At 60.2% G+C, this 23504-nt stretch carries 27 protein-coding genes; 19 read left to right on the forward strand and 8 right to left on the reverse strand.

Annotated elements, in window-relative coordinates; genetic code table 11:
- Positions 1-2: 2 nt before the first annotated feature.
- From C7U61_RS06345 to C7U61_RS06365, 5 genes are all read left to right on the forward strand, one after another.
- Positions 3-1565, forward strand: a complete 1563-nt coding sequence (locus C7U61_RS06345) for a Na+/H+ antiporter subunit D (RefSeq protein WP_106997314.1) — start codon at positions 3-5, stop codon at positions 1563-1565.
- Entirely contained in the window at positions 1562-2035 is a 474-nt protein-coding gene (locus C7U61_RS06350; RefSeq protein ID WP_106997315.1) for a Na+/H+ antiporter subunit E, read from the forward strand. Before C7U61_RS06345 ends, C7U61_RS06350 begins: the two co-directional genes overlap by 4 nt.
- Positions 2032-2406: a cation:proton antiporter gene (locus C7U61_RS06355; protein ID WP_106997316.1), complete on the forward strand. Its 375-nt coding sequence runs from the start codon at positions 2032-2034 to the stop codon at positions 2404-2406. The genes C7U61_RS06350 and C7U61_RS06355 overlap by 4 nt, the downstream gene beginning before the upstream one ends.
- Entirely contained in the window at positions 2406-2771 is a 366-nt protein-coding gene (mnhG, locus tag C7U61_RS06360) for a monovalent cation/H(+) antiporter subunit G (protein ID WP_106997317.1), read from the forward strand. Before C7U61_RS06355 ends, mnhG begins: the two co-directional genes overlap by 1 nt.
- 534 nt (positions 2772-3305) lie before the next feature.
- Positions 3306-3737 (forward strand): MucR family transcriptional regulator, encoded by a 432-nt coding sequence (locus C7U61_RS06365; RefSeq protein WP_106997318.1) that lies wholly within the window; start codon positions 3306-3308, stop codon positions 3735-3737.
- Positions 3738-3808: 71 nt separating this feature from the next.
- On the opposite strand, the gene C7U61_RS06370 is transcribed toward C7U61_RS06365, so the two are convergent.
- Positions 3809-4231 (reverse strand): SufE family protein, encoded by a 423-nt coding sequence (locus tag C7U61_RS06370; protein WP_015339210.1) that lies wholly within the window; start codon positions 4229-4231, stop codon positions 3809-3811.
- A gap of 131 nt (positions 4232-4362) precedes the next feature.
- Positions 4363-4827, reverse strand: coding sequence for a DUF5330 domain-containing protein (locus C7U61_RS06375; RefSeq protein WP_106997319.1), 465 nt, complete (start codon positions 4825-4827; stop codon positions 4363-4365).
- Between the two features lie 451 nt (positions 4828-5278).
- Between C7U61_RS06375 and C7U61_RS06380 the strand changes: the two genes are divergently transcribed.
- The 3 genes from C7U61_RS06380 to C7U61_RS06390 all read left to right on the forward strand — a co-directional run bounded on the left by C7U61_RS06380 (position 5279) and on the right by C7U61_RS06390 (position 8285).
- Positions 5279-6832 (forward strand): ATP-binding protein, encoded by a 1554-nt coding sequence (locus tag C7U61_RS06380; RefSeq protein ID WP_106997320.1) that lies wholly within the window; start codon positions 5279-5281, stop codon positions 6830-6832.
- A complete protein-coding gene (locus C7U61_RS06385) occupies positions 6804-7829 on the forward strand; it encodes a peptidoglycan-binding domain-containing protein (protein WP_106997321.1) in 1026 nt (341 codons plus the stop codon). Before C7U61_RS06380 ends, C7U61_RS06385 begins: the two co-directional genes overlap by 29 nt.
- Before the next feature lie 96 nt (positions 7830-7925).
- Positions 7926-8285 carry a DUF1491 family protein gene (locus C7U61_RS06390; protein WP_106997690.1) on the forward strand — a complete coding sequence of 120 codons (360 nt, stop codon included), beginning with the start codon at positions 7926-7928 and terminating at the stop codon, positions 8283-8285.
- 7 nt (positions 8286-8292) lie between these two features.
- Here the strand turns inward: C7U61_RS06390 and C7U61_RS06395 are convergent, their stop codons facing one another.
- Positions 8293-9300, reverse strand: coding sequence for a DUF2336 domain-containing protein (locus C7U61_RS06395; protein ID WP_245410761.1), 1008 nt, complete (start codon positions 9298-9300; stop codon positions 8293-8295).
- Positions 9301-9730: 430 nt separating this feature from the next.
- Positions 9731-9937, reverse strand: coding sequence for a hypothetical protein (locus C7U61_RS06400; protein WP_106997323.1), 207 nt, complete (start codon positions 9935-9937; stop codon positions 9731-9733).
- Positions 9938-10457: 520 nt separating this feature from the next.
- Between C7U61_RS06400 and C7U61_RS19475 the strand changes: the two genes are divergently transcribed.
- The gene (locus tag C7U61_RS19475; RefSeq protein ID WP_181315809.1) at positions 10458-10625 is read left to right on the forward strand and encodes a hypothetical protein; all 168 of its coding nucleotides are present in this window, start codon (positions 10458-10460) and stop codon (positions 10623-10625) included.
- A gap of 126 nt (positions 10626-10751) precedes the next feature.
- Here the strand turns inward: C7U61_RS19475 and C7U61_RS06405 are convergent, their stop codons facing one another.
- The 3 genes from C7U61_RS06405 to C7U61_RS06415 all read right to left on the reverse strand — a co-directional run bounded on the left by C7U61_RS06405 (position 10752) and on the right by C7U61_RS06415 (position 14312).
- Positions 10752-11300, reverse strand: a complete 549-nt coding sequence (locus tag C7U61_RS06405; protein WP_106997324.1) for a DUF1254 domain-containing protein — start codon at positions 11298-11300, stop codon at positions 10752-10754.
- Positions 11293-11880: a DUF1214 domain-containing protein gene (locus C7U61_RS06410; RefSeq protein WP_106997325.1), complete on the reverse strand. Its 588-nt coding sequence runs from the start codon at positions 11878-11880 to the stop codon at positions 11293-11295. The genes C7U61_RS06405 and C7U61_RS06410 overlap by 8 nt, the downstream gene beginning before the upstream one ends.
- Positions 11881-12092: 212 nt before the next feature.
- A complete protein-coding gene (locus tag C7U61_RS06415) occupies positions 12093-14312 on the reverse strand; it encodes a transglycosylase domain-containing protein (RefSeq protein ID WP_106997326.1) in 2220 nt (739 codons plus the stop codon).
- Positions 14313-14477: 165 nt separating this feature from the next.
- Here C7U61_RS06415 and C7U61_RS06420 point away from each other — a divergent pair, with 165 nt between their 5' ends.
- A complete protein-coding gene (locus tag C7U61_RS06420) occupies positions 14478-14966 on the forward strand; it encodes a YcgN family cysteine cluster protein (RefSeq protein WP_106997691.1) in 489 nt (162 codons plus the stop codon).
- Here the strand turns inward: C7U61_RS06420 and C7U61_RS06425 are convergent.
- Positions 14944-15273 (reverse strand): MmcQ/YjbR family DNA-binding protein, encoded by a 330-nt coding sequence (locus C7U61_RS06425; protein WP_106997327.1) that lies wholly within the window; start codon positions 15271-15273, stop codon positions 14944-14946. The two genes, C7U61_RS06420 and C7U61_RS06425, sit on opposite strands and share 23 nt — an antisense overlap.
- Before the next feature lie 153 nt (positions 15274-15426).
- Here C7U61_RS06425 and C7U61_RS06430 point away from each other — a divergent pair, with 153 nt between their 5' ends.
- From C7U61_RS06430 to C7U61_RS06470, 9 genes are all read left to right on the forward strand, one after another.
- Positions 15427-15735 carry a Dabb family protein gene (locus C7U61_RS06430; protein ID WP_106997328.1) on the forward strand — a complete coding sequence of 103 codons (309 nt, stop codon included), beginning with the start codon at positions 15427-15429 and terminating at the stop codon, positions 15733-15735.
- A 557-nt stretch (positions 15736-16292) separates the two neighbouring features.
- Entirely contained in the window at positions 16293-16547 is a 255-nt protein-coding gene (locus C7U61_RS06435; RefSeq protein ID WP_015339224.1) for a hypothetical protein, read from the forward strand.
- Positions 16548-16667: 120 nt separating this feature from the next.
- The gene (locus C7U61_RS06440) at positions 16668-17339 is read left to right on the forward strand and encodes a response regulator transcription factor (protein WP_106997329.1); all 672 of its coding nucleotides are present in this window, start codon (positions 16668-16670) and stop codon (positions 17337-17339) included.
- On the forward strand, positions 17329-18726 hold the full coding sequence (locus C7U61_RS06445; RefSeq protein ID WP_106997330.1) for a HAMP domain-containing sensor histidine kinase: 1398 nt from the start codon (positions 17329-17331) through the stop codon (positions 18724-18726). The genes C7U61_RS06440 and C7U61_RS06445 overlap by 11 nt, the downstream gene beginning before the upstream one ends.
- Before the next feature lie 91 nt (positions 18727-18817).
- A complete protein-coding gene (locus C7U61_RS06450; RefSeq protein WP_106997331.1) occupies positions 18818-19249 on the forward strand; it encodes a hypothetical protein in 432 nt (143 codons plus the stop codon).
- 95 nt (positions 19250-19344) lie between these two features.
- A complete protein-coding gene (gene ccmI / locus C7U61_RS06455; protein ID WP_106997332.1) occupies positions 19345-20487 on the forward strand; it encodes a c-type cytochrome biogenesis protein CcmI in 1143 nt (380 codons plus the stop codon).
- Positions 20484-20933, forward strand: a complete 450-nt coding sequence (ccmE, locus tag C7U61_RS06460; protein ID WP_106997333.1) for a cytochrome c maturation protein CcmE — start codon at positions 20484-20486, stop codon at positions 20931-20933. Before ccmI ends, ccmE begins: the two co-directional genes overlap by 4 nt.
- On the forward strand, positions 20930-22918 hold the full coding sequence (locus C7U61_RS06465; protein WP_106997334.1) for a heme lyase CcmF/NrfE family subunit: 1989 nt from the start codon (positions 20930-20932) through the stop codon (positions 22916-22918). The genes ccmE and C7U61_RS06465 overlap by 4 nt, the downstream gene beginning before the upstream one ends.
- A gap of 58 nt (positions 22919-22976) precedes the next feature.
- Positions 22977-23432, forward strand: a complete 456-nt coding sequence (locus C7U61_RS06470; RefSeq protein ID WP_106997335.1) for a cytochrome c-type biogenesis protein — start codon at positions 22977-22979, stop codon at positions 23430-23432.
- Positions 23433-23504: the final 72 nt, after the last annotated feature.

A 23504-nucleotide genomic window follows, 5' to 3' on the forward strand; every position in this document is an offset into this window, starting at 1 on the left:
CCATGGCCGGACCCACGGATACCGCAGTCGATCTCTCCCATGCGCTGGTTGCCACGCCGATACCGGCGGCGCATTGGCTGGTCATTTCGCCGGTCGCCTTGTGCATCGGGCTCGGCGCCATCCTTCTGATGCTGCGCAACCGCACCGAGTGGCATGCGGCAATCGCCATTCCCGGCCTTGTATTGCTGATATTGGTGGATGCGGCCTTGCTCTACGAAGTTATCGCCGATGGCGCCGTAACCATGGTCATGGGACGATGGCTCCCGCCCTTCGGAATCGCCTTCAGCGTCGATGTTTTCGGCGCGCTCATGGCTCTGGCGGCGGCGATCGTGGCGCTTGCAGCAAGCGTCTATTCGCTTGGCGAAATTACCGCGAGCAGCCGGCGATATGGCTTCTTTCCCTTTTTGATGCTTCTTCTCGCCGGCGTCGGCGGCGCTTTCCTGACGGGGGATATCTTCAATCTCTATGTCTGGTTCGAGGTGCTCCTGATCTCCTCCTTCGGCCTGCTGATTCTCGGTTCGGAGCGCGAGCAGATCGACGGCGCGCTGAAATATGCCGTATTGAACCTCATCGCGACCACGCTCTTTCTGGTTTCCGTCGGCTATCTCTATGCCGTTTTCGGCACGCTCAATATGGCCGATATCGCCATGAAGGCGAGGGCGGATAGCAGCGACACGCCGCTGATGACGCTCGCCGGTCTGTTCCTGCTGTCTTTCGGCATGAAGGCCGCCGCCTTCCCGGTCAATTTCTGGCTTCCGGCCTCCTATCACACACCCCGCATCACCGTTTCGGCGCTCTTTGCCGGTCTGCTGACCAAGGTCGGCATCTATGCGCTCATCCGGGTTCTCGTCATGCTGCTGCCTGTCGAGCGGGCGGGGCTCGGTCCGCTTGTCGCGATCATCGCCATCGTGACCATGCTTGTCGGGGTGATCGGCGCGCTGGGGGCAAATGATATCCGCCGAATGCTCGGCTATATCGTGATATCGGGCATCGGTACGATGCTGGCGGGCGTGGCGCTCGGCAGCGTCGATGGCCTCAGCGGCGCAATCTTCTACGCCTTGCATTCGATGGTGCTGATGACGGCGCTTTATCTGATTGCCGGGCAGGCGGCGCATCTCGGCGGAAGCTTTTCGCTGACGGTTCTTGGCGGGCTCTATCGGCAAAGCGGCTGGTTTGCCGGCCTCTCGCTGGTCCTGTTCTTCGCCATCAGCGGCCTGCCGCCCTTTTCAGGCTTCTGGCCGAAGGTCGTACTGGTCAAGGCGGCGTTTGCGGCGGGAGCCTGGTGGCTCGCTGCAGCGATCCTCCTGGTTGGTTTCCTGACGACCATCGTTTTCGGGCGTGTGTTTCTGCTTGCCTATTGGCGCCCTGCCGAGGCCGGTAACACAGTGGCGGAGCGGATGAAATGGCATGCCGCGCTGCCGCTTCTTGTTCTGGCCCTGCTTGTCGTGGGCTTCGGCTTGTTTCCGGAGTGGCTCCTGCACCTGACGCATGCGGCCGCTCTCGGCCTCGAGCAGCCGACGGCCTACCTGCAATCCGTCTTTCCGGTGGCGGGAGGCGCGCAATGATCCTGCTGGTCTTCAACCTGCTGCTTGCCATTGTTTGGGTGGCCATCACAGGCAGCGCCTCTTTCCTCAACCTGCTGTTCGGTTTTGTCCTTGCGGCAATCGCCCTGTCGATCGTCCGGGCGTCCTATGGGGGCGGACTCTATCTGGGCCGCGGGCGCAAGATAGTTTCGCTGCTGTTCCTGTTTCTGAGTGAGCTTGCCAAGTCGGCCTGGGCGGTCGCCGTCGCGGTCATGAGCCCGAGAATGGACGTGAAGCCCGGCATCTTCGCCTTTCCGTTGACGGTCGATCGCGATTTCGAAATCACTCTGCTTGCCAATCTGATCACGCTGACGCCCGGTACCCTGTCCGTCGATGTTTCCGAGGACCGCAAGATCCTCTATGTGCACGCGCTCGATTGCTCCGATCCGAAGTCCATCCGGCGTAGTATTGCTGATGGTTTCGAGCGCCGGATTCTGGAGGCTTTCCGATGATCGCCGCATCCATTGTTTCGGCCGGCGCCATGTTGGCACTCGGCATTCTTAGCATGGCGTTTCTGTTGGCCGTCTATCGTGTGGTGGCTGGCCCGACATTGCCGGACAGGGTGCTGGCACTCGATATGCTGGTCGCAATCGTCATCGGCTTCATCGCTGTCATCGCCATCAAGACCGGATTCACGTTGTATATCGATATCGCCATATCGCTCGGACTTGTCGGCTTTCTCGCCACTGTCGCCTTCGCGCGGTTTATCCTGACGCAGGCGCAATCCAATGAGGCGGAACGGATCGGCGCCGGGCAGAGTGCGGGCGCCGCTGGTGAGCGCGGAAAGCTGCGAAAGCACGAGCGAAAGAAGGGAGGCCGATAGTGGATATGCTTTGGGCCTTCATAGTAACGGCGCTTCTACTTTCGGGCGCGTTGTTCTCGCTTATCGCCGCAATCGGCATCGTGCGCCTTCCCGACCTCTACAGCCGCATGCACGCTGCCTCGAAAGCGGGCACAGTCGGTTCCGGCCTGTTGCTGCTTGCCGTCGGTATCCACTCGCAGGACCTGTCGATTCTGGCGCGGGCCTTGGCCGGATTTGTTTTTTTCGTGCTGACGGCGCCAATTGCGGCGCATCTTCTCGCGCGTGCGGCACACAAGGCAGGCCATCGGCTAAGGCCGCCGTCGGTGCGGGATGAACTGCTCACAAGGGAGCAAATCGCAATACGGGGATATAGAAAAAAGGGCTAACAAACGCGGAAATTGTTCGAGAAGGAATAGCTGTTCGCGTTATTAGTTATCTGTTTTTTAATAGATGAATTTTTTGCGAACAAATGACGGGATTAAAAACTGGACATTTGGGTAAAGAGTGCTAATTCAGATTCAAGTAGAGTTCTGATGTTAAGTTAGTCTCGACCGGGTTTAAGCTCTCAATGCTTTTATCTTTCTTTGATGAAACGCTGGGCAAAACTTTCTTCCGGTAAAGCGATCAAAGTTCGCTATCGCGAGTCACTAATTCTGACGTCAGGCGGCAAGCGGCGGTTTTCTCTCGCATGAGGTCTAGGGGTGGATTTCATGGCGTAGGAAATTTGGCTTCATCCACCGTTTTCTTGCTGTCGACTGCTACGAATACGAGCAGTGCGTTCGCGCGGATTGCTCGGCGCTGCGATATAGCGAAATCAACAGGTTTCCCTAGCCAGGCGCAAAATCACATAGCAACGTTGCGCCCTGCGTGCTCTCCGGAGGCGTGGACGCAGCAGGCAAGCCGATGAACAGGAGAACACAATGACAGATGCGGCCCTCGGCAACGGGCAGGAGTTACTGGTTGAACTGACTGCCGATATCGTTGCGGCCTATGTCAGCAACCATGTCGTACCGGTCAGCGACCTTCCGAATTTGATTTCCGACGTACATTCCGCCTTGAGCAACACCTCGGCTCCGGCACCTGCCGTCACCGTGGTCGAAAAGCAGAAGCCGGCCGTATCCGTTCGTAAATCCGTACAGGATGACCAGATTACCTGCCTCGAATGCGGTGGCAGCTTCAAGTCCCTGAAGCGCCATCTCATGACTCATCACGGCCTCTCGCCGGAAGAATATCGTGAAAAATGGGATCTCGCCGCCGATTATCCGATGGTGGCCCCGGCTTATGCGGAAGCCCGTTCACGCCTTGCAAAGGAAATGGGCCTCGGTCAGCGCCGCAAGCGCGGCGCCCGCTGAGAGCTTTGTGACAGGCTGACGATAATCCGGCTTTCGGGCCGGGTTATCCGTAACGATTGCTGAAATCCAACCTATGCCGCGGTCCTGACCCGAGCCTCTTCGCGAATACGCTTGATCATCGAGCGCAATCCATTGGCGCGCTGAGAGGAGAGGTGCTCCACCAGGCCGATCTTGCCGAAGACGTCGAGTGCGTCGAGAGCGGCGATTTCCGAAGCCGGCTTTCCGGAATAGGTGGCGAGCACGATTGCCACCAGCCCCCGCACGATATGCGCGTCTGAATCGCCTTCAAAGGTCAATATCGGATTGTCCGGATCGCCAGACGCATGCGTGACGAGCCAGACCTGGCTCGCGCAGCCCTGGACCTTGTTTTCAAGCGTCCGCTTTTCCTCCGGCAGATCGGGCAAAGCTTTACCGAGCTCGATCACAAAGCGATAGCGGTCCTCCCATTCGTCCAGGAAGGAAAAGTCTTCGATGATCTTGTCAAGCGGTGTCATTGCAGCAGTCCAGATTGTGCGTTGCCTTGGATATAGGCGAAACCATGCGCGATTTGAACCCGGGACGACAAAGAACGCCGCTGACCATAAGAGGTCCGCGGCGCAGAAGTTGGGGCCAATGGAAGAAAATGTCAGATACGCGGGCGTGGCATCGGCAGCGGAATGGAAGACGGCAGCTTGACCGTGCCGGTCAGGACGGCATCGACCGTTTCGGTTCCTGCCATGCGCTTGGAAGGCATCGGCTGGGTCATGGCAGCGACCTGATCGGCGTCGCCGTGGGGCGCTGCGGTATTGGCTTCGGCGGCGGACTGCTGGTCCTTGAAGTGGCGGCCGAGCATGTCGTAGGCGACGCGGGCGCCGTCGCCGACCTGGTAGCCGAGCGCCGTCAGGGTTTCGCCGCCCTTCGCGCAGACATCCGGCTTCTCGCTGCACATGGCGCCGACATATTGGACGACGCCGGAGGCGGCTGAAATCGCATCGGAAACCTGGAGCGTCGCTTCACCTGCCGGCCGGGGAGCACCCTCTGGTTTTGCAAAGATCGGCAGGAACATGAGAACCAGCGAAAACCAGAACCCTGCTCTAATCAGAAACCACATTGCCTAGCCCATCCTATCCTGTCAGTCGGCTGATCGCCGATTCGGACTTGCCCGCCCGATCCGGTTCGAACCTATCCGGCAGAGGACAACAGCGCTTTTCAAAACTCGGCGGCATTTTCTGCAATTTTAATTCAAATTGTAGCTTTCGGGCTTTGAGCAGCATTTGGTTCAAATTGTAGCAATTGCTGTTAAGCATGTCTCGCCCGATGCCGTTGATATGCAGGGCTTTGCGGATGCAGGCGCCGTCACAAAAGTTAACGCGCGGCGGAAATATGAATAAAATCCGTTGCTTACGCACTGTTAACCACAAAGAGCAAAGGTCGCTCCTTCTGCGCCAAAACGGGATTTTGAGATCTTTTCGGCCGTCCGGCGCGTTCCTTCTTTATTCTTTCCTTAAGCCGGGGGAGCCTATTGTGCAGTCCGATAAGTGACCGTTCTGACGGGTTGTAGCGTGCGCGTATTGAGTGAAATTTCTGTCGGGGCCGAAGCCCTCGTGGACCGGGTAGGCCGAAGCTGGCTTTCCCGGACGAGCGGGAATGGCGAAGTCCGTGGGCAGGAGCTTGCGATCCTGCGCCGGCTCGCGCTCGCCTCTTCCGTTGCGCTGTTTGCCGTTCCGGCCGGCCTTTCTTTTGTTACGAGTCCGGCCGTGGCGCTGCCTGCCGGGGTGGCCACTGTCTGCGCCGCCTTTCTCTTTTCAGCCGTCGGCAGCATCGCGCTGTCGCGCCAGCGGCCCGAACTCCATCCGGCAGAGGCTGTTGTCGTCGAGCACCGCGATCTGATGCTGGAGTCGGCCTTCGGTCTCGTCCTGCTGCTCGATTCCCAAGGCAGCGTGACCACAGTGGGGGGGCGTGACCGTGCGGAATTCCTGAGCTGGATGCGCGATCCCACCGGACGCGGTTTCATCGAGCAGATCCATGTCTCGGACAGAATTGTCTTCCTGCAGGCAATCGATGTGCTGCGCCAGGGCAGGGATGCGCATGGCGCCGATCTCCGGCTGGAACGTTCGGCCGTCGTGGGTGGCGATCAGCAGTTCGTTCATGTGCGCATGGAGCTGACCGCACGCCGCGATGCCGAAGGGCGCCTGACGGCGATCGTCGGGCAGCTGCGCGATGTCTCGCAGGACCAGCAGCTTCGCGAGGATGCGGCGCGCAAGGCGGCTGAAGCAGAATCGGCCAACGACGCCAAGTCGCGCTTCCTCGCCGCCGTCAGTCACGAGCTCCGTACCCCGCTCAACGCCATCCTAGGTTTCTCCGATATTTTGAGCGGCGAATATTTTGGCAAGCTGGAAAACGACCGCCAGCGCGAATATGTCGGCTTGATCCGCCAGTCGGGTGCCCATCTTCTGTCGGTCGTCAATACCATGCTCGATATGAGCAAGATCGAGGCCGGCCGTTACGAGCTGCTGCTCGAATCCTTCGCGATCGAGGACACCATCGCGACATGCGAAGCAATGCTGGGGCTGCAGGCAAAGGAAAAGGGGCTGACGCTGACGAGCCGTATTCAGCGCGGTCTCGGCGAGATCGTCGCCGACCAGCGGGCGATCCAGCAGATCCTCATCAACCTTGTCGGCAATGCCATCAAGTTTACCGATGCCGGCGGCGCGATCACCATCGACGCGGCCCTGGCCGACGGCATGCTGAAACTGTCGATCGGGGATACGGGCATCGGCATCGCGAGTGAGCGGCTGGAATCGCTTGGTCAGCCCTTCGTGCAGATCCAGAACGATTATACCCGCCGTTACGCGGGCACCGGTCTCGGCCTGTCGCTGGTCAAGGGCCTCGTCGGCCTGCACGGTGGAAATTTCTCGATTGCCAGCGCGCCGGGAGAGGGCACGGTCATCACCATCCTCATTCCGTTCGACGGCTCCGGGGTCGTGACGACGCAACACCCTGTGGATGTCAATCGCCCCGTCGATTTTCCGCCGCGCCTGAAACATATTGTGGAGATGGATGAAGGACGAAACAAGGAACTGATGAATGGCTCCGCAAAAGCGAAAATCGCCTAGAGGGAAAGGAAAGGGCAAGCGCAAGCAGCCCGGCCTTGCTTCCCGTGGAGCGGTTGCCCTCGGCAGCCTGAGCCTGCGCGGCAGCACCGCGCTGGGCGGCCTTGGCCTTCGCGGTGCCGGCGCTCTCGCCGCCCTGATCGGCAGCGCGGTCGGCCGTCATCCCGCCGTTGCCGGCGGTGTTGCGCTCTTCTTCGGGGTTTTCGGTTTCGTCACCGCCAATGCGCTCTGGTATCAGACGGGTGCGCATCCGTCGCCCATATTGCGCACCCGGGATCCGGCGTCGCCCTTTCAGATCCCCGGCCGCAAATCCTTCCTGCATGCGCAGCAGGCCGATACCGGCAATGTCACGACCTTCCGCATCGAGCGGCAGGATTCGGCGTCCGATGCCGCGGTGCCATCGTCGACCGGCCAGGTCACAGCGCAGTCATCCAGCGCGCCGTCGAAATTGATTGGCGATATACAGGCCGAACTTATCCGTCACGGCCTCTATGACGGCGCCGTCGACGGAAAGCCGGGATCGCGCACGACATCGGCCATCCTCTTCTTCCAGGAGGCGTCCGGCCTCGCGCAGACCGGTACGCCGACGCCGGAACTGCTGGCCGCCCTGAAGGCCAGCAATGCCGCCAACGCCCAGGCTGCAAGCGACAAGACGAATACGGCAGCTGTTATTCCCTCCGCTCGCCCCGTCAATGTTTCCGCTACGGCGGATGCGGTGGACCCGGTTGCCGCTGCCATCCAGAATGCCGAGAAGAACATGAAGACCGGAGCCGTCGCGGCCAAGGCAACGCCGAGCGATGCCGTCAACAAGGTCAACATGGTCATGCAGATCCAGAAGGGTCTGAGCAATATCGCCTACAGCAACGTCAGCGTCGACGGCGTTGCCGGAGAGCAGACGAAGGCAGCTATCCGACGCTTCCAGAAGCACTACCGCCTGCCGGAGACCGGGGAACCGAACATGGCGGTCCTCAAGAAGCTGCAGGATATCGGCGCGCTCTGAAGCCGGCTGTACAGGCTTCTACCGCAAATCTGGTACGACTACGCGCTGCAGGCGGCTTCAATTGCCTTGGCGGGCATGCACCGCTATAGCTCGGACATGAGATTGCGCAGCGACATATTTGTTTCCGCCCTTATCCGCCGCTTGTTTGCCGGTGGCGATTTTGCTGCTGTCGAGCACAAGGGGGAGGAGCAGGCGGGCGCGATCTTCATCCGCCAGCGTTTCCGCGACGGATTAGAGACCCTGTATGCGCCGGCTCCGCAGAGCCTGTTCGATGAGGAAGAGAGCGGAACACGGCTCTTCGAGGTCCGTGTCGAGCGGAAGGAACCGCCGGAAATCCGCGAAATCCTCAATCGCGAGCTAAAGTTCGATCCCGATTTGTGGGTCGTCGAGCTTGAAACGGACGATATCGGCGATATCGTCCCCTTAGCCGGTTTCCGCGCCAATCCTCTCGATTGAGCCGTCCTTATCGACGGTTTGCGACGCGCAACTGGTGGGCGGATCCCGATTTCGGCCCGAACAGCGGTGCTCCGGAACGTTGTGTCGATTTTTCCTGTGGCAGATAGGTGTAGCGGTCGGCGCGACGCCATGCCTCGACGCGCGCCTGGCTCTCTTCCGGGTCGATATCATCAAGCACAAGCCATGCGCGGCTAACGCTGCCATGCCGCTCGGCCAGATGCGAATAGAAGCGCTCGAGTGAATAGACGGCATCGGCAATGCCCATGCCGAGGCTGACGAGCGTGACGGCGAGCTGTTGCCCCGAAGTGTCGAGCAGCACGCGTTCCGCAAGCCAATAGCTGGAGGAGAGAGCATCGGCTAGCGTCGTTGCAAATTGCACCGCATCGCGCTCGCGCGCAAAACGGACGAGCAGCGCCTCTTGCGTCTCGCTGAGGCTGCGCAATCCAAGCCGGTCGCTATCGTTGCGGGTCAGATGGCGCGCAGCTTGCTTGATCTGCTGGCGCAGGATTTCTTCGCGCGATTGCCGTTCGGTTTCCGCCGTGCCGGCCTGCGATGAAACCACGTCGGCCGGCTGCCCCGGCATTGTCATGCCGCGTTCCGGTTCGGCCTGGTGCAGGCCGACGAGCGCGTCGATCACCTTGGGAGAAAGGGACGAGCGGCGAACGATTGCCCGCGCGTGGGCCGCGCCTTGCGTTCGGGCGATGGTGATGAGCGTATCGTCATCGATCGCTTGTGAACTCGTCAGGAAGGGCGCAGCGATGGCGATCGGCTGACAGCCGATGAACAGCGCAACGGCCTGCGGCACCGTCTCGCATTGAGAAAGGGCGGCAACTGCCTGTCGCTTCGCTTCGTCGGAGGATGCCTGGAAAACAGGGGTGAAAAGCTCGGCGAACTGGCGAAGCTCCGATTTGGACGGATGGCCCATGCCCTCGAAGCTGGTGATCGTCGCCATCAGAACCACGTCCTTCTTGCGGACAGTCGCAGGCTCTTCCAGGTCTCGAAACCGATCACGCACGCCAACACCCATACCGATACGCTAAACAAAGAAGCAGGGAGCCAGAAGGTCGACCTTGTTTCCCGCTTCGCTTCGCTCCGGCCGAACCGGACGACTCTTTCGATAAAGAGGACATCCTTGGTGGTGACTGTCGAAACGGGTATGGACACGGTCGTCCTTATCTGGCTTTCGCGAAAGACTAAGGCCGGCAGGGTTAACGGTTCGTGAAAACTTTATTAAAATCCGAATAAAAATTGCGCGTTAAGCTTGCGGAACGGCCGAGGCGGCGTTTTGCCCCGCACGGACGGCCGCCCAGGGTCAAGCACGCCTGTGGAAAACCTTTATGCGAACTCCCGCCGAAAGCGAAATTCAACCTGCACGTGCTTCCATCGCAAGGATAGTGAAACGCGATGCCGCGAGATGATCCGCTTTCGCGAGCGAATGGAGTTGTTCAGATCTCCTTGTGCTTGCGCAAGGCCGCAAGCAGCTTTTCCGAGGTGTTGTAGCCGGATTGAAAAAGGCCGATCGCCGCCGTGGCCGCAAACTGGGCTTCCGCACTTTTAATATCTATCCGCTTTTCCAGGCACCACCCGTCGAGCGCGTTGCGCAGGACCGTGACATCCTCCGGTAAAAAGACGGAGCTGCCCGTCGCAAACATTGATTGCCCTCAAGTTTCGACTTTTTACATTACGTTAATTTTTCGTGAGCGCAAATAATATTTGTGTGACGCTTTTCTGCAACGCGACGCCCCTTGCTTCATTGGCGCGTACGACCGCCTGCATGTTAAAAGTATGATATTACTTGATTTTGTCGCGGAGACGCGCGCGAAAATTTTTCCTCCGGTGATGAAACCAAAACCGTCGCCCCGACGTTGATAAGGCATGACGAACGAGGCTGGAAATGACATGCGATGAAAATTAGCATTCTGTTAACTGTGATATGTATGAATTCCGATTGAAAGCAGCCATTGGCAGAATGTGACGAGTGTAAGGCAGCATGGAAGCCGAAAATTGGTGCCCATGCCACGGTGTAAGGGAAAAGCCGTGAGAAGGCGTTGATGCCTCCATTGAAGTCTAACGACAGGCTGGAATGGAGGAAAGCGCTAGCCCGCTTCAAAGGCGGGCAGGGTGAAATCAAGTCGCAGGTTCATCCGTCTCGAGACGTTAATGGAGACGAGAATGGCAAAGATCATATCTCTTTCGGATCGGCGTTTGCGTCTGCCGCCGCGCGCCCAGAAGGAACCGGTGGAGGCAAGAATACTCCTGTTCACCGGTGTGCGTTACGAGCATCTGGATACGCCGACGCATCGTCCTGGAGCGGGCCCGAAGCGGGTAAAAGGAAAATAATCATTGAAGAAGCAGCAGGTGCGCAATGAGTTCGTGCGCACTTGCCGCTTGTGGCCGCCCAACCGTGCTTCTGCAGGCGCCTCTCACCAAACCTGCTTTCATCCGCTTCCGTTCAGCCGCTATATCTCAGCCATTGTCGAATGCTTCGCAGCCGGCTTGTGAGAGAAACTCTCGTGCCGCGTCGTCGAAGCTTGCCTGCGGCGCCATAGTGTGCAGGACCGCATAGCCTTGCGCCCGCGGCACTTCCACGAGGATCGACTGGGCAAGCGCGGGAGGCAGTGCCTTTCGTATGCTCGTCAGCTGAACGGGAGATGCAAGCAGGAGATCGAGCGCTCCGCCGACCGACGTCCGGTCACTCATGCTGAACACTTCATTGGACGCCGCGTCGTAGATGGCAAGCGACCAGAACGGCACCTTGCCTTTCGCGGTCAGGTGAACGGGCGTGTCCTCGATGTCGAATGCGCAGACGGCCGTGCGGATATAGGGATCGATATTGGAAAGCCCCGCATCGTCGTCCTTGTTGTCGAGCATGTAGAAATGGTTCTCGTCGCCTTCGTCCGACACGCGCGTATAGGCATCCCGATCGGAGAAATGCGGCAGCGACAGAATGATGATGATATGCAGCAGTATCGCGCCGAATATGCCGGTCAGGATCGCGAAGAGGAATCTAAACATTGCCGCATCCGATCTTCTCGAGTTTCGGCATGCTGAGATCGATCAGGCCGGAATTGCTGGCCGCCGGCGAATCCAGAAGTGTCCATACCAGGCGGAAATTGCCGGCCTGTGGTAAGGCGAGCCAGTTGCCGGACTGGGCAGAGGAGGAAACGGTGATGCTGAAGGTCGAATCCGGCTTGCGCAACACCACCCAGGAATTGATGGTGGAGGGGCGGTCGGCAGCGTCTTCGATCGGCCGGCCATCATTGCCGGCGATGAAGAGGGTCCACAGTCTCGCCGGCGGCGTCTGGCCGCTGATGCGGTAGGTGCAGCTTGCCGTCAATTTCGCGCCGCTATCGTCATCGGAGGCGGTAAACACCAGCCCTTCGGCAGTGCCGTAGAGCAGCCGCCCGGCACGCGCTCTATGGGATTTCGCATAAGGATCGGCATCCGCCGTCTGCATTTCGGGGAAAGCCTGCCAGGCGCCAAGCTTGATCGCGCCGAAGCCCGATGTGGCGTCCAGCGCCAGAAGCGTGAACACGATCCCGCCGCCAAAGGCGATGACAAGCGAAAGCGCAACAAGAAGGGGAACTCGGAACACCCTGGGATCGTCCTCGTGACAAATCAGTGTCGATTTATTCCTGATTCTGCCGATAGGGGGAAGGGCGGGCCGCTATTTACGGCTGTCGCGAGAACGATGGCCAGGATGGAGAACGGCAGCGGCCACAAAGCACCGCCTTCCATCCCTCGGTCGGAAGGCAGGCTTGCCGCGGCCATCCGCATCGCGCCGCGAATATTTTCCGCCGGAATCGATCACTCCGGCGCCGTCACGTTGCGGGGCTCCGCCGCTGCCACCTTCTGCGCCCCAAGCGGTGTCGCGGCTTTGAGCCTTTCGCCGATATCGCGCAGAATGTTCGTGGAGTCCACCGATAGCGATCGCGGCCGTACCAGCGGCGGCAGCCCGCCACCGGCGGGGTCGGGGGGCTTCTTGGCCGCAACGGTTTGCGGCTTCTGTACCGGGAAGGGGTTGGGGATGCCGGGAATCGGCTTCAGCACGATGCCCTGATTGGCATAATCCATGATCTTCTTGAAGGTCATGGCCGGCAGGGTGCCGCCCGTCATGTTGTTGGTGGAGGTATAGTCGTCGTTTCCGAACCAGACCGCGCAGGTGTAATTGCCGGTAAAGCCGATGAACCAGGCGTCGCGATAGGCCTGCGTGGTGCCGGTCTTGCCGCCCACCACGATGCCGTTGTCGAGGGCCGCCTTGCGGCCCGTGCCGATGACCGGAACCTGCGTCAGCATCTGGTTCATATAGGAGGTGGCTTTTTCGCTGAGGACACGCTTGGCAGGCGCCTCGTCGCGGCTGAAATCGTAAAGCACCTTGCCGTCATAGCCGGTGATCTGCTCAATGCCGTGGCGGCGCGACTGCATGCCGTTGGCGGGGAAGACCGCATAAGCGGTCGCCTGATCGAGCACGGTCACCTCGGATGTGCCGATCGGAATGGTCTTGTCGTTGCGGATCGGCGTCTCGACGCCCATGGCCTTGGCCATGTTGCGGATGGGCTGAATGCCGAATTTCTCCTTGGCGAGCCGTACGGGGATGGTGTTGATCGACTGTGTCAGCGCCTGGGTGAGCGTCACCTTGCCTTCGTAGCGGTTCTCGTAGTTATGCGGGCTCCAGTTGCCCCAGCTGATCGGCGCATCGACGATGGTGGACGTCGGCGTCATGCCGTTTTCCATCGCGACCGAGTAGGTGTAGACCTTGAAGGATGAACCCGGCTGGCGCAGTGCCTTGGTCGCGCGGTTGAATTGGCTTTCGCCGTAGTCGCTGCCGCCGACCATGGCGCGCACCGCGCCGCCGTTTTCGATGACGACGGAAGCGCCCTGTTTGGCCCTATAGCGCTCACCGAATTCCATCAGGCTGGATTGAACCGAATCTTCCGCCGCCTTCTGCAGCCCCATGTCGATGGTGGTGCGCACGATGAGCGAGCGCTCGGGGAAGCGGGTAGCAAGCCGCTGCACCTCATCGAAGGCCCAGTCGAGGAAATAATCCGGGGATTCGATCTGGGCGCGGTCGACCACCGAAGCCGGGTTGCGCCGCGCGGCGACGACCTGTCCCTCGGTCATCAGCCCGCTCTGTACGAGATTGGACAGCACGTCGTTGGCGCGGGCACGCGCCGCCGGCAGGTTGACATGCGGCGCATATTTCGCCGGTGCCTTGAAGAGACCGGCCAGCATGGCCGCTTCGGCCAGATTGACGTCGGCAATGCTCTTGCCGAAATAGAACTGCGCCGCCGCCGCTGCGCCGAACGTGCCGCCGCCCATATAGGTACGGTCGAGATAGAGGCTGAGGATCTCCTTCTTGGAGAGATTGGCCTCAAGCCAGATGGCGAGGAACGCTTCCTTGACCTTGCGTTCGATGGAGCGCTCGTTGCTGAGGAAGACATTCTTGGCAAGCTGCTGCGTGAGCGTCGAGCCGCCCTGGACGACGCCGCCGGCCTGCGCATTGACCGTGACTGCGCGGAACAGGCCGATGACATCGATACCGAAATGATCGAAGAAGCGCCGGTCCTCGGTTGCCAGTACCGCCTTGATGAAGTAGTCCGGCAACTGGTCGACCGGTACGGAATTCTCGTGAATAATGCCGCGATGGCCGATGACGTTGCCGTAACGGTCGAGGAAGGTGACGGCGAAATTGCCGCGGTTGCGCCAGTCGCCCTGTGTCGCCTCAAAGGCCGGCATAGCGAGCATCAGCATGACGACCGAGCCGGCGGTCCCCAGGGTCAGTCCTTCACCGAGCAGTTCGAAAAAGATACGCTTCCAGCCGCGCACGCGGAATCGGCGAAAGAAGATGGTGATCTCCTCCCATGCTTCGGCGAGGCCGAAGCCGGCATTCCACAAGGTGGAATCGATCCATGAATCAAGCCGCAAAAAGAAATAGCGCTTGCGACGCCGCGGCTTTTCGGCCCCGTTGTTCCCAGGCGTCTCGGGCTCTATCTTCGGCCCGTTTTCTGGATTGGATGGGTCTTCCACGCTCTACTTCCCGACCACATTACTGCCGCGTGTCTCCTTGTGGCACACGCAAAGCCCATTATCTCATAGAACGGCTAATTGAATAATTGGTTGATTTACAGAAAAGAACAAGAGACATGCATGCCGCAGCCCAAATTCTCTTTTCCCGGGGGCGAGGACGATATGATGACAGACGAAATGCCCTTCTGGAAAAGCAAGACTCTGGCGGAGATGAGCCCGTCGGAATGGGAAAGTCTTTGCGACGGATGTGGGCTCTGTTGTCTGAACAAACTCGAGGAGTGGGATAGCGGCGACGTCTATTTCACCTCGATCCGTTGCAAGCTGATGGATGGCGAAAGCTGTCGCTGCACAAGCTATCCGAACCGCTGGGATTTCGTCCCCGATTGCGTGCAGCTGACGCCTGAGAAGGTGCCCGAGCTCGAATGGCTGCCGCCCACCTGCGCCTATCGCCTCGTCAACGAGGGCCGCGATCTCTATTGGTGGCATCCCTTGATTTCGGGCGATCCGGAAACGGTTCATATTGCCCGCGTTTCGGCCCGCGGACGCACCGTCAGCGAAAACGATGTCGATCTCGACGATTTCGAGGATTATGTCGTCGATTGGCCGCTGACCGTCGAGGACGATATGGAGCCTAATCCTCCGGCAAAGCCATAGATTTCGGCGCTGCATTCCGCCATGCCTGGCACACGAGGCTCCTGACCGTCTCGTTTTTTGCATCGCGATGGAAAAGTCGCGTCCAGCCCTTCAGGCCCCAACCGCCAGGCACGGCGGCGGTATGCCCGGGCATGACGGCCGAAGCCATTTGCTGCTGGTCCGGCGTCAGCCTGAGGACGCAGAAATCCGGTCCCCGAAGCGTCATGAAGATCTTGCCCCGCACGCGAAAGTCACGGGTGCCGAAATGTGAGCCCTCCGCCGTTTCCGGCAAGCCGAGGGCAAGGGATGCGAGCTCCTCGTCCGTCATGGCCGCGACAGTATCATGTGCTCCCATGCAGTAAAGGGAAACGCGAAGGGGGGGTACGACCAGATAGCTCCGCCGTGATTTGGTCAGTTCATTGAATTGAGCCGGTCCCCATGATATCGCGCCGTGCCTCGCATATCCAAAAGGAGCCGCCGCGTGATCCGTCATATCGTCTTCTTCACCGTTCCCGATCGCGCCAAGCTTGAAGAGGTCCGTTCCGGCCTCTCGATCCTGACCGCCATTCCGCATGCGCGGCTTTTGGAGATTGGCACCAACGTCAAGACCGATCAGCTCGGAACCGAAGTCGATCTCGTGGTATATGGCGAATTTGACGACGAAGCGGCATTGGCCGCCTATAAGGCGCATCCGAACTATCAGCGTTCCATCGAGCGCGTTCGTCCGCTGCGCGAAATGCGCATTGCCGCGGACTACGAGACTGCGGCCGCCATGCGTGAACCGTTTTGAACGCGGGGCGAGGTTTCTCCCGCCAGTCATTTCAACGGATTGGGCACGCGAACGGAATCGGATTGTCGGCCGCCTGATTCTCGGCTTGAGATCCTTGAATCAACTTTTGAAATTCCGGATTCAACTTGCGAGGAAATCGCGGCAAGCGATTCAAAGGACTCACGAAATCGCAACACCTTATCTCAATAAGGCGCTTGCGGGCCGGTTGGCACCGGTCTCGGGAGGGCGACGGCTCACGTCGCGTCCATGAGCAGATGATAAGCAGGAATGATTAAAAATGGCTAAGCCCGCCGTTTCCATGGTGGCGCCTGGAACCCGGATATGTAACGAGCGACTGATATCGCCGATAGATTGTATCGTTGCGGCGTCCTGAAGCGACAGCCGGTTGCCACTGCGCTGGCGCTGTGAACTGACGATTAATAATATCAATTGGTTAGCGCATAGACTTGGCGATCTCTACGTCTCATAGGCCCAAAATTACAGGCCATTCATTTGCCATTCAGACGTGTTTGGGTAAATAATCGGCCAAGTTAATATCCCTGCGGGAAGTCCGAAGCATGGCCTCATTTTCAAGCATAGCAGCAGCGGCTCTCGTCCTGGCCGGCTCGTCTGTTCTGCCGGCGCCAGCGCCGACGTCGACCTTGGTCGCACGCGCCAATAGCGATTGCAGTGAGGCCGCTGACGAGGTGGTCGCCAAGACCGGTGGCCAGCTTCTCTCGGTACAACCATCCGGCGACAGCTGCATCATCACCGTTCTCGTTCAAGGCAACGGCCAACGCCCCCGTAAGGTGACGATGAAGGTGCCCATGTGACGCAAGCGCATTTGGCGCCAGCCTAAAGCGTTGAATCTTACACGAAATCTTATTGTTTCCGTGATTCCACTGCAGCACGATTTACAGTACTGTTTCGAACCGGGGAAATTGGATTTAGACATGCGCATTCTCGTAGTCGAAGACGATATTAACTTGAACCGCCAGCTTGCCGAGGCCTTGAAGGAGGCAGGCTATGTGGTCGATACGGCCTTTGATGGCGAGGAGGGGCATTTCCTCGGCGATACCGAACCTTACGATGCGATCATCCTCGATATCGGCTTGCCTGAAATGGACGGCATTACCGTGCTTGAGAAATGGCGCGGCGCCGGGCGCACGGTCCCGGTACTCATCCTGACCGCCCGCGATCGCTGGAGCGACAAGGTGGCAGGCATCGATGCCGGCGCGGACGACTATGTCGCCAAGCCTTTCCATGTCGAGGAAGTGCTTGCCCGCATCCGCGCGCTCATTCGTCGTGCCGCCGGCCATGCCTCCTCGGAAATCGTCTGCGGCCCGGTGCGTCTCGACACCAAGAGCTCAAAGGCGACCGTCGACGGCAAGCCGCTCAAGCTTACCTCTCATGAATACCGGCTGCTTGCCTATCTCATGCATCACAAGGGCGAGGTCGTCTCGCGCACCGAGCTGGTCGAGCATATGTACGATCAGGATTTCGACCGCGATTCCAATACGATCGAGGTATTTGTCGGTCGTCTGCGCAAGAAGATGGGTGTCGACCTGATCGAAACGGTCCGTGGCCTCGGCTACCGAATCCAAGCTCCGACCAATGCGAATTAAGTCGCTCACCGCTCGCGTCCTGCTGCTGACTACGCTTTGGTCCGCCGTGGCGCTGGTGGTGATCGGCCTCGTCATCTCGAATATCTACCGCAAGAGCGCCGAGCGCGGCTTCCAGGATCTGCTGCGCGCCCAGCTCTACAACGTCATCAACTCCGTGACGATCGGCGATCAGGGTGCATTGTCAGGCAGCCCCCAGCTCGGTGATTTGCGCTTCGCCCAGCCCAAGACCGGCTGGTATTGGATGGTCGAGCCGCTTGGCACCTATACCGCGACCCCGCTGGTCTCGCCGTCGCTCGGCGCCTCGAATCTGCCTGTCCTCTCGGTGCTGGAAGCGCCCTTCGACAAGAATTACGAGCGCTACTATATCGTCACCGATGCCTTCGGAAACCGCGTTCAGGTGGCCGAAACCGAAGTCGTGCTTGATACGGATGGCCGTGCCGCGCGCTTCCGCGTAACCGGCAATGTCGCCGTGGTCGAGGATGACGTGCGCAATTTCTCCCACAGCCTCTATTTCGCACTGGTCGGCTTCGGCGTCGGAAGCCTGATCGTCAATGCACTCGCCATTCTCTATGGCCTCAAGCCGCTCGATAAGGCGCGTGCGGCGCTGGAGCGTATCCGCGCTGGCGAAAGCGAGCGCCTGCAGGGCGATTTTCCGCGTGAGATCCTGCCGCTTGCCAATGAGATCAATGCGCTGATCGACAGCAACCGCCGTATCGTCGAGCGCGCCCGCATGCAGGTCGGCAATCTCGCGCACTCGCTGAAAACGCCGATTGCCGTTCTTCTGAATGAATCGCGAGTCTTGGAACGCTCGCACGGCGATCTGGTGAAGAACCAGGCTGAGGCGATGCAGGGTCAGGTGCAATCCTATCTCAACCGCGCCCGCATCGCCGCCCAGCGCGAATCCGTATTGGCACGCACCGAAGCCGAGCCGGCGCTGGAACGGCTCGTCCGTGTCATGCGGCGGCTGAACACCGACAAGGAATTCGAACTCTCCGTCTCGCCCAATCTGGCGCTCGCCATGGAGCAGCAGGATCTCGAGGAGACGGTCGGCAATCTCCTCGAAAATGCCGCCCGCTTTGCCGAACATAAGGTGCGTCTGGTTGCAAACGAGGCGCCGGCCGAGGTCAAGGGCATCGATCCGGCGCGGCGCCATTGGGTGGAACTGGTGGTTGAAGACGATGGCCCGGGGCTGGAGCCGGATCAGATCCGCGAAGCCATGAAACGCGGGCGCAGACTGGACGAGAGCAAGCCCGGCACCGGTCTCGGGCTTTCGATCGTCAGCGAGATCACCAACGAATATCAAGGCCGTTTCGAACTCTCCCGGGGTGCCTGGGGCGGGCTTCGGGCGAGCCTAATTTTGCCGGGCCTGACGAAGGATGTTGCGTGAGGAACGGCATGATGCCAAAAAGGCGCTGTGGGTCATGATGATGCCGCAGCGCAGTACCTATGGTTTTGCTTTTTGATACTGGTTCGGTTGTATGAAGCTTCGCACCTTTTTCCTGGTCGCCCCCTCTCTTTTTGCCGCGCTTGCGCTTTCTGGTTGCTCGACGACGGGCAGCCTGGGGGGCAGCAAGAGCCTGTTTTCGTCCGCGAAGCCTCCGGCCTCTGCGACCTTCATCAATGCTCTTGATGGTGGTATCGTCGAGCGCACCGGCATCAAGCTGAGCGACAACGACAAGCAGCGCGCGCTGGAAGCGGAATATCGTGCCCTCGAGACCTCGCCTCTCGGCCAGCCTGTCGCATGGAAGGGCAGGAACGCAAGCGGCGAAGTTGTTCCTGCCGCGCCATACCAGGTGGGCTCGCAGAATTGCCGGCAATATACGCATACCGTCACGGTGGACGGCAAGCCGACGACTGCGAGGGGCGCGGCCTGCCGCAATGACGACGGCACCTGGACACCGCTTGAATAGGCGTCTGCACTGAAAGGCGCGGCCAAACGCCTCAAATCTTCGTCAGATAGGCTTTCCTGGTTGGAATAAGCAGCCCGTTAAAGTATTGGGCGTCTATGCTGTTCTGGATTCTCGTGGCCGTTCTTACGGCGGTTGTCGGCGCTGTGCTGCTCTATCCTCTTCTGCGTGGTGCGAAGGAGGCGGAGGATCGTCGTTCCGGAGAAGCCGAGGTCTATCGCGATCAGCTCCGAGAACTGGAGCGCGATCTTGCCGGTGGACTCATCTCCGCGCAGGAGGCGGGCTATGCCCGCGCCGAAATCGGCCGACGCCTCATCGCTGTCGCCAAGGAGGAAAAGACGGAGGCGAAATCGTCTGCGCATGGCAGCTATCGTCTTGCTCAAGCCTTCATCGTCGTTGTTCTTCCGGCCGTGGGTCTCTGTCTCTATCTTGTCAATGGCGATCCCGGCCTGCCGGCGCAGCCGCTGGAAGCGCGGCTCGAAAAGCCGGGAAACGATCTCGCCATCTCGATCGTCAAGATCGAGCAGCATCTTGCCAAGAACCCGGATGACGCCAAAGGCTGGGAAGTCCTCGCGCCGATTTACTTCAGGACCAATCGTATCGGCGATGCCGAACTTGCCTATCGCAATGTCATCCGTCTGTTGGGGCCGAACGCGGCTCGCCTCGGTGATCTGGGCGAGGTGCTGGTCGTCAAAGCCAATGGCATAGTCACGGCGGAGGCGCGGGGCGTGCTGCAGCAATCCCTAGCGCTCGATGCCGCCAATCCGCGTACGCTTTTCTATCTGGCGCTCGCGCTGGAGCAGGAGGGCAAGTCAGCCGATGCAAAGACCGCCTTCGAGGCTCTCGCGAAACAATCGCCGCCTGATGCGCCCTGGCTTGCTGTGGTCAACGAACATATCGTCAAGAATGGCGGCCAGCCGACGGCACCCGTGAACGACAAGGCTCCCGGCAATCCGACGGCAGAGGATGTCGCTGCGGCCAATGCGCTGAGCAGTGGCGACCGCCAGCAGATGATCCGTGGTATGGTTGACAGTCTCGATGCCAAGCTCAAGCAAGACCCGAACAATTTCGAGGGCTGGATGCGGCTGATCCGCTCCTATGCGGTGCTGAATGATCGGGAGCGTGCAGCGGATGCGCTGAAGCGAGGCTTGGCGGCTTTTCCGCCCGATGGAAGCGAGGGCCGGCAGCTTCTGGCGCTGGCGAAGGAATTAGGACTGCCGACGGAGGTGAAGCAGCAATGACCCGCAAGCAGAAACGTCTGGCCGTGATCGCCGGCGGCATGGGTTTCATCGCCGCCGCCGTGTTGCTCGTGCTGTTCGCGTTCAGCCAGTCGGTAGCCTATTTCTACATGCCGGCGGATCTCGCCAAGACGCCGGTCAATGCCGGGACGCTGATCCGCCTTGGCGGGCTCGTCGGCGAGGGATCGATCGTGCGCGGTCAGGGCACGCAGGTGCAGTTCTCCGTCACCGACGGCACCGACACGATCAAGGTCAAATACGACGGCATTCTGCCCGATCTGTTCCGAGAGGGGCAGGGGGTGGTTACCGAAGGCAAGTTCGAGCCGGGCAGCGACGTTTTCGTTGCCGACAGCGTGCTCGCCAAGCATGATGAGCGCTACATGCCGAAGCAGGTCGCCGACAAGCTGAAGGCTGATGGCGTCTGGAAGGGCGAGGAGGCTACCCGATGATCATCGAGCTTGGACACTATGCCCTGGTGCTGGCGCTCGCGACAGCGCTCATCGTCTCCGTCCTTCCCGCGATCGGCGCGCGGCGCGGCGACGTGTCGATGATGGATATCGCCCCCGTCGGCGCCATCGTCATGTTCCTGCTCGTCGCCTTCTCTTTCGGCGTGCTGACCTATGCCTATGTCGCCTCTGATTTCTCCGTCTTCAACGTCTGGGCCAACTCCCATTCGCTGATGCCGCTGATCTTCAAGATCTCCGGCGTCTGGGGCAATCACGAGGGATCGATGATGCTCTGGCTGCTGATCCTCGCGCTGTTCAGCGCGTTCGTTGCCCTCTTCGGGCGCAATCTGCCCGATGTGCTGCGCGCCAACGTGCTCGCCGTGCAGTCCTGGATCTCCTCTGCCTTTCTTGTTTTCATTCTGCTCACCTCCAATCCTTTCATTCGGCTCAACCCGGCGCCGGCGGAGGGCAAGGATCTCAATCCCGTCCTCCAGGATATCGGGTTGGCGATCCACCCACCCTTGCTCTATCTCGGCTATGTCGGCTTCTCCGTCTGCTTCTCCTTTGCGGTCGCCGCACTTCTGGAGGGCCGCATCGATGCCGCCTGGGCGCGCTGGGTACGGCCGTGGACGCTGGCTGCCTGGAGCTTCCTGACGCTCGGCATCGCCATGGGCTCCTATTGGGCCTATTACGAACTCGGCTGGGGTGGCTGGTGGTTCTGGGATCCGGTGGAAAATGCCTCCTTCATGCCCTGGCTTGCCGGCACGGCGCTGCTGCATTCGGCACTTGTCATGGAAAAGCGCGACGCCCTGAAGATCTGGACGGTGCTGCTGGCGATCCTCACCTTCTCCCTGTCGCTGCTCGGCACCTTCCTAGTCCGTTCCGGCGTGCTGACCTCTGTCCATTCCTTCGCCAGCGATCCAACGCGCGGCATTTTCATTCTCTGTATTCTCCTTGTCTTCATTGGCGGCGCCCTTTCGCTTTTCGCGCTGCGTGCACCGAAGCTTGCTGCCGGCGGATTGTTCGCACCGATCTCGCGCGAGGGCGCGCTGGTGCTGAACAACCTGATCCTCACGGTCGCCTGCGGTACTGTTTTGATCGGTACGCTCTATCCGCTGGCGCTCGAGACGCTCACCGGCGACAAGATTTCCGTCGGCCCACCCTTCTTCAACATGACGTTCGGATTGCTGATGACGCCGATCCTGATCGCCGTGCCTTTCGGACCGCTGCTGGCCTGGAAGCGCGGCGATCTGCTCGGCGCGCTGCAGAGGCTCTATCTCGTGGCAGGCCTCGCGTTCCTGGCCGGCCTTGTCCTGTTCTACATCAAGCACGGCGGACCAGTGCTGGCCGTTCTTGGCCTCGCCGCCGGCTTCTTCCTCGTTATCGGTGCTTTGGCTGATCTCTGGTATCGCGCCGGTGTCGGCAAGGTGGCAGCGGGTGTTGCCTGGCGTCGCCTGAGCGGGCTGCCGCGCTCTGCCTTCGGCACGGCACTTGCCCATGCAGGCCTTGGCATCAGCGTGCTCGGCATTGTGGCGGTGACGACTTTCGAGGCCGAACACATCACGAGCATGAAGCCGGGCGAGACGGCCGAGCTCGGCGGCTACAGCCTGCGCTTTGACGGCGTGCAGCCAGGCGTCGGCCCCAATTTCACCGAGGACCGCGCCCATTTCACCGTCAGTCGCGGCGGGGTTGCCTTTGCGGAAATGTCGTCCGCCAAGCGCGTCTTTACTGCAAGCCGAACGGCGACCACCGAATCCGGCATCCTCACGCTCGGTCTCAACCAACTCTATGTGTCGGTCGGCGATGTCAGCAAGGATGGCGGCATGGTCGTACGCATCTGGTGGAAGCCCTTCATTCTCTGTATCTGGCTGGGCGCGCTCATCATGGCGATCGGCGGTTTCGTGTCGCTCAGCGACCGTCGCCTGCGCGTCGGCGCACCGAGCCGCAAGGCGAAGCCGGCTCGGCCTGCAATGGAGCCGGCCGAATGATGCGTTTGGCTGAGGGGGATTCCGCGTGAAGAATAGCGGGGCTGGGAAGAACGAAGGGGTGTTCGTCCGCTTGCTTATGCTGCTGGCATTGCTCTTTGCCGCGGCTCCCGCCTTTGCCGTCAACCCGGACGAAGTTTTGCCCGATCCGGCCTTGGAGGCACGGGCGCGGACAATCTCGGCCGAACTGCGCTGCATGGTCTGCCAGAATCAATCCATCGATGATTCCAATGCCGATCTCGCGCGCGACCTGCGCTTGCTGGTGCGCAAGCGCCTGACGGATGGTGATACCGATCAGCAGGTGCTCGACTACATCGTCTCCCGCTACGGCGAGTTCGTGCTGCTCAAGCCGCGCCTGAGCGAAAAGACGTACATCCTGTGGGGTGCACCGATCGTGCTCTTCGTAGCAGGCGGACTGGCCCTTGCCGTCTATGCGCGCCGCCGTACCGGCAAGCCCACCGGTAGCCCCCTGAGCGCCGACGAAGAGGCGCGGTTGAAAGATATCCTCGGGAAATGATGCAGCCGTCATCTTTCATCGTAATACTGCATTGATTTCCTCACATTACGAATTTTTCATGGGGCGGACAGT

The organism is Rhizobium sp. JAB6 (assembly GCF_003024605.1).
Classification (GTDB): Bacteria; Pseudomonadota; Alphaproteobacteria; order Rhizobiales; family Rhizobiaceae; genus Rhizobium.

Coding starts and splice junctions, on each gene's coding strand:
- C7U61_RS06365 (WP_106997318.1), top strand. CDS start 3,306: ATGACAGATGCGGCCCTCGGCAACGGGCAGGAGTTACTGGTTGAACTG.
- ccmI (WP_106997332.1), top strand. CDS start 19,345: ATGCTGTTCTGGATTCTCGTGGCCGTTCTTACGGCGGTTGTCGGCGCT.
- C7U61_RS06355 (WP_106997316.1), top strand. CDS start 2,032: ATGATCGCCGCATCCATTGTTTCGGCCGGCGCCATGTTGGCACTCGGC.
- C7U61_RS06450 (WP_106997331.1), top strand. CDS start 18,818: ATGAAGCTTCGCACCTTTTTCCTGGTCGCCCCCTCTCTTTTTGCCGCG.
- C7U61_RS06435 (WP_015339224.1), top strand. CDS start 16,293: ATGGCCTCATTTTCAAGCATAGCAGCAGCGGCTCTCGTCCTGGCCGGC.
- C7U61_RS06370 (WP_015339210.1), bottom strand. CDS start 4,231: ATGACACCGCTTGACAAGATCATCGAAGACTTTTCCTTCCTGGACGAA.
- C7U61_RS06385 (WP_106997321.1), top strand. CDS start 6,804: ATGGCTCCGCAAAAGCGAAAATCGCCTAGAGGGAAAGGAAAGGGCAAG.
- C7U61_RS06420 (WP_106997691.1), top strand. CDS start 14,478: ATGACAGACGAAATGCCCTTCTGGAAAAGCAAGACTCTGGCGGAGATG.
- C7U61_RS19475 (WP_181315809.1), top strand. CDS start 10,458: ATGGCAAAGATCATATCTCTTTCGGATCGGCGTTTGCGTCTGCCGCCG.
- C7U61_RS06390 (WP_106997690.1), top strand. CDS start 7,926: ATGAGATTGCGCAGCGACATATTTGTTTCCGCCCTTATCCGCCGCTTG.
- C7U61_RS06405 (WP_106997324.1), bottom strand. CDS start 11,300: ATGTTTAGATTCCTCTTCGCGATCCTGACCGGCATATTCGGCGCGATA.
- C7U61_RS06400 (WP_106997323.1), bottom strand. CDS start 9,937: ATGTTTGCGACGGGCAGCTCCGTCTTTTTACCGGAGGATGTCACGGTC.
- C7U61_RS06425 (WP_106997327.1), bottom strand. CDS start 15,273: ATGACGGACGAGGAGCTCGCATCCCTTGCCCTCGGCTTGCCGGAAACG.
- C7U61_RS06350 (WP_106997315.1), top strand. CDS start 1,562: ATGATCCTGCTGGTCTTCAACCTGCTGCTTGCCATTGTTTGGGTGGCC.
- C7U61_RS06345 (WP_106997314.1), top strand. CDS start 3: ATGGCCGGACCCACGGATACCGCAGTCGATCTCTCCCATGCGCTGGTT.
- ccmE (WP_106997333.1), top strand. CDS start 20,484: ATGACCCGCAAGCAGAAACGTCTGGCCGTGATCGCCGGCGGCATGGGT.
- C7U61_RS06445 (WP_106997330.1), top strand. CDS start 17,329: ATGCGAATTAAGTCGCTCACCGCTCGCGTCCTGCTGCTGACTACGCTT.
- C7U61_RS06375 (WP_106997319.1), bottom strand. CDS start 4,827: ATGTGGTTTCTGATTAGAGCAGGGTTCTGGTTTTCGCTGGTTCTCATG.
- C7U61_RS06440 (WP_106997329.1), top strand. CDS start 16,668: ATGCGCATTCTCGTAGTCGAAGACGATATTAACTTGAACCGCCAGCTT.
- C7U61_RS06465 (WP_106997334.1), top strand. CDS start 20,930: ATGATCATCGAGCTTGGACACTATGCCCTGGTGCTGGCGCTCGCGACA.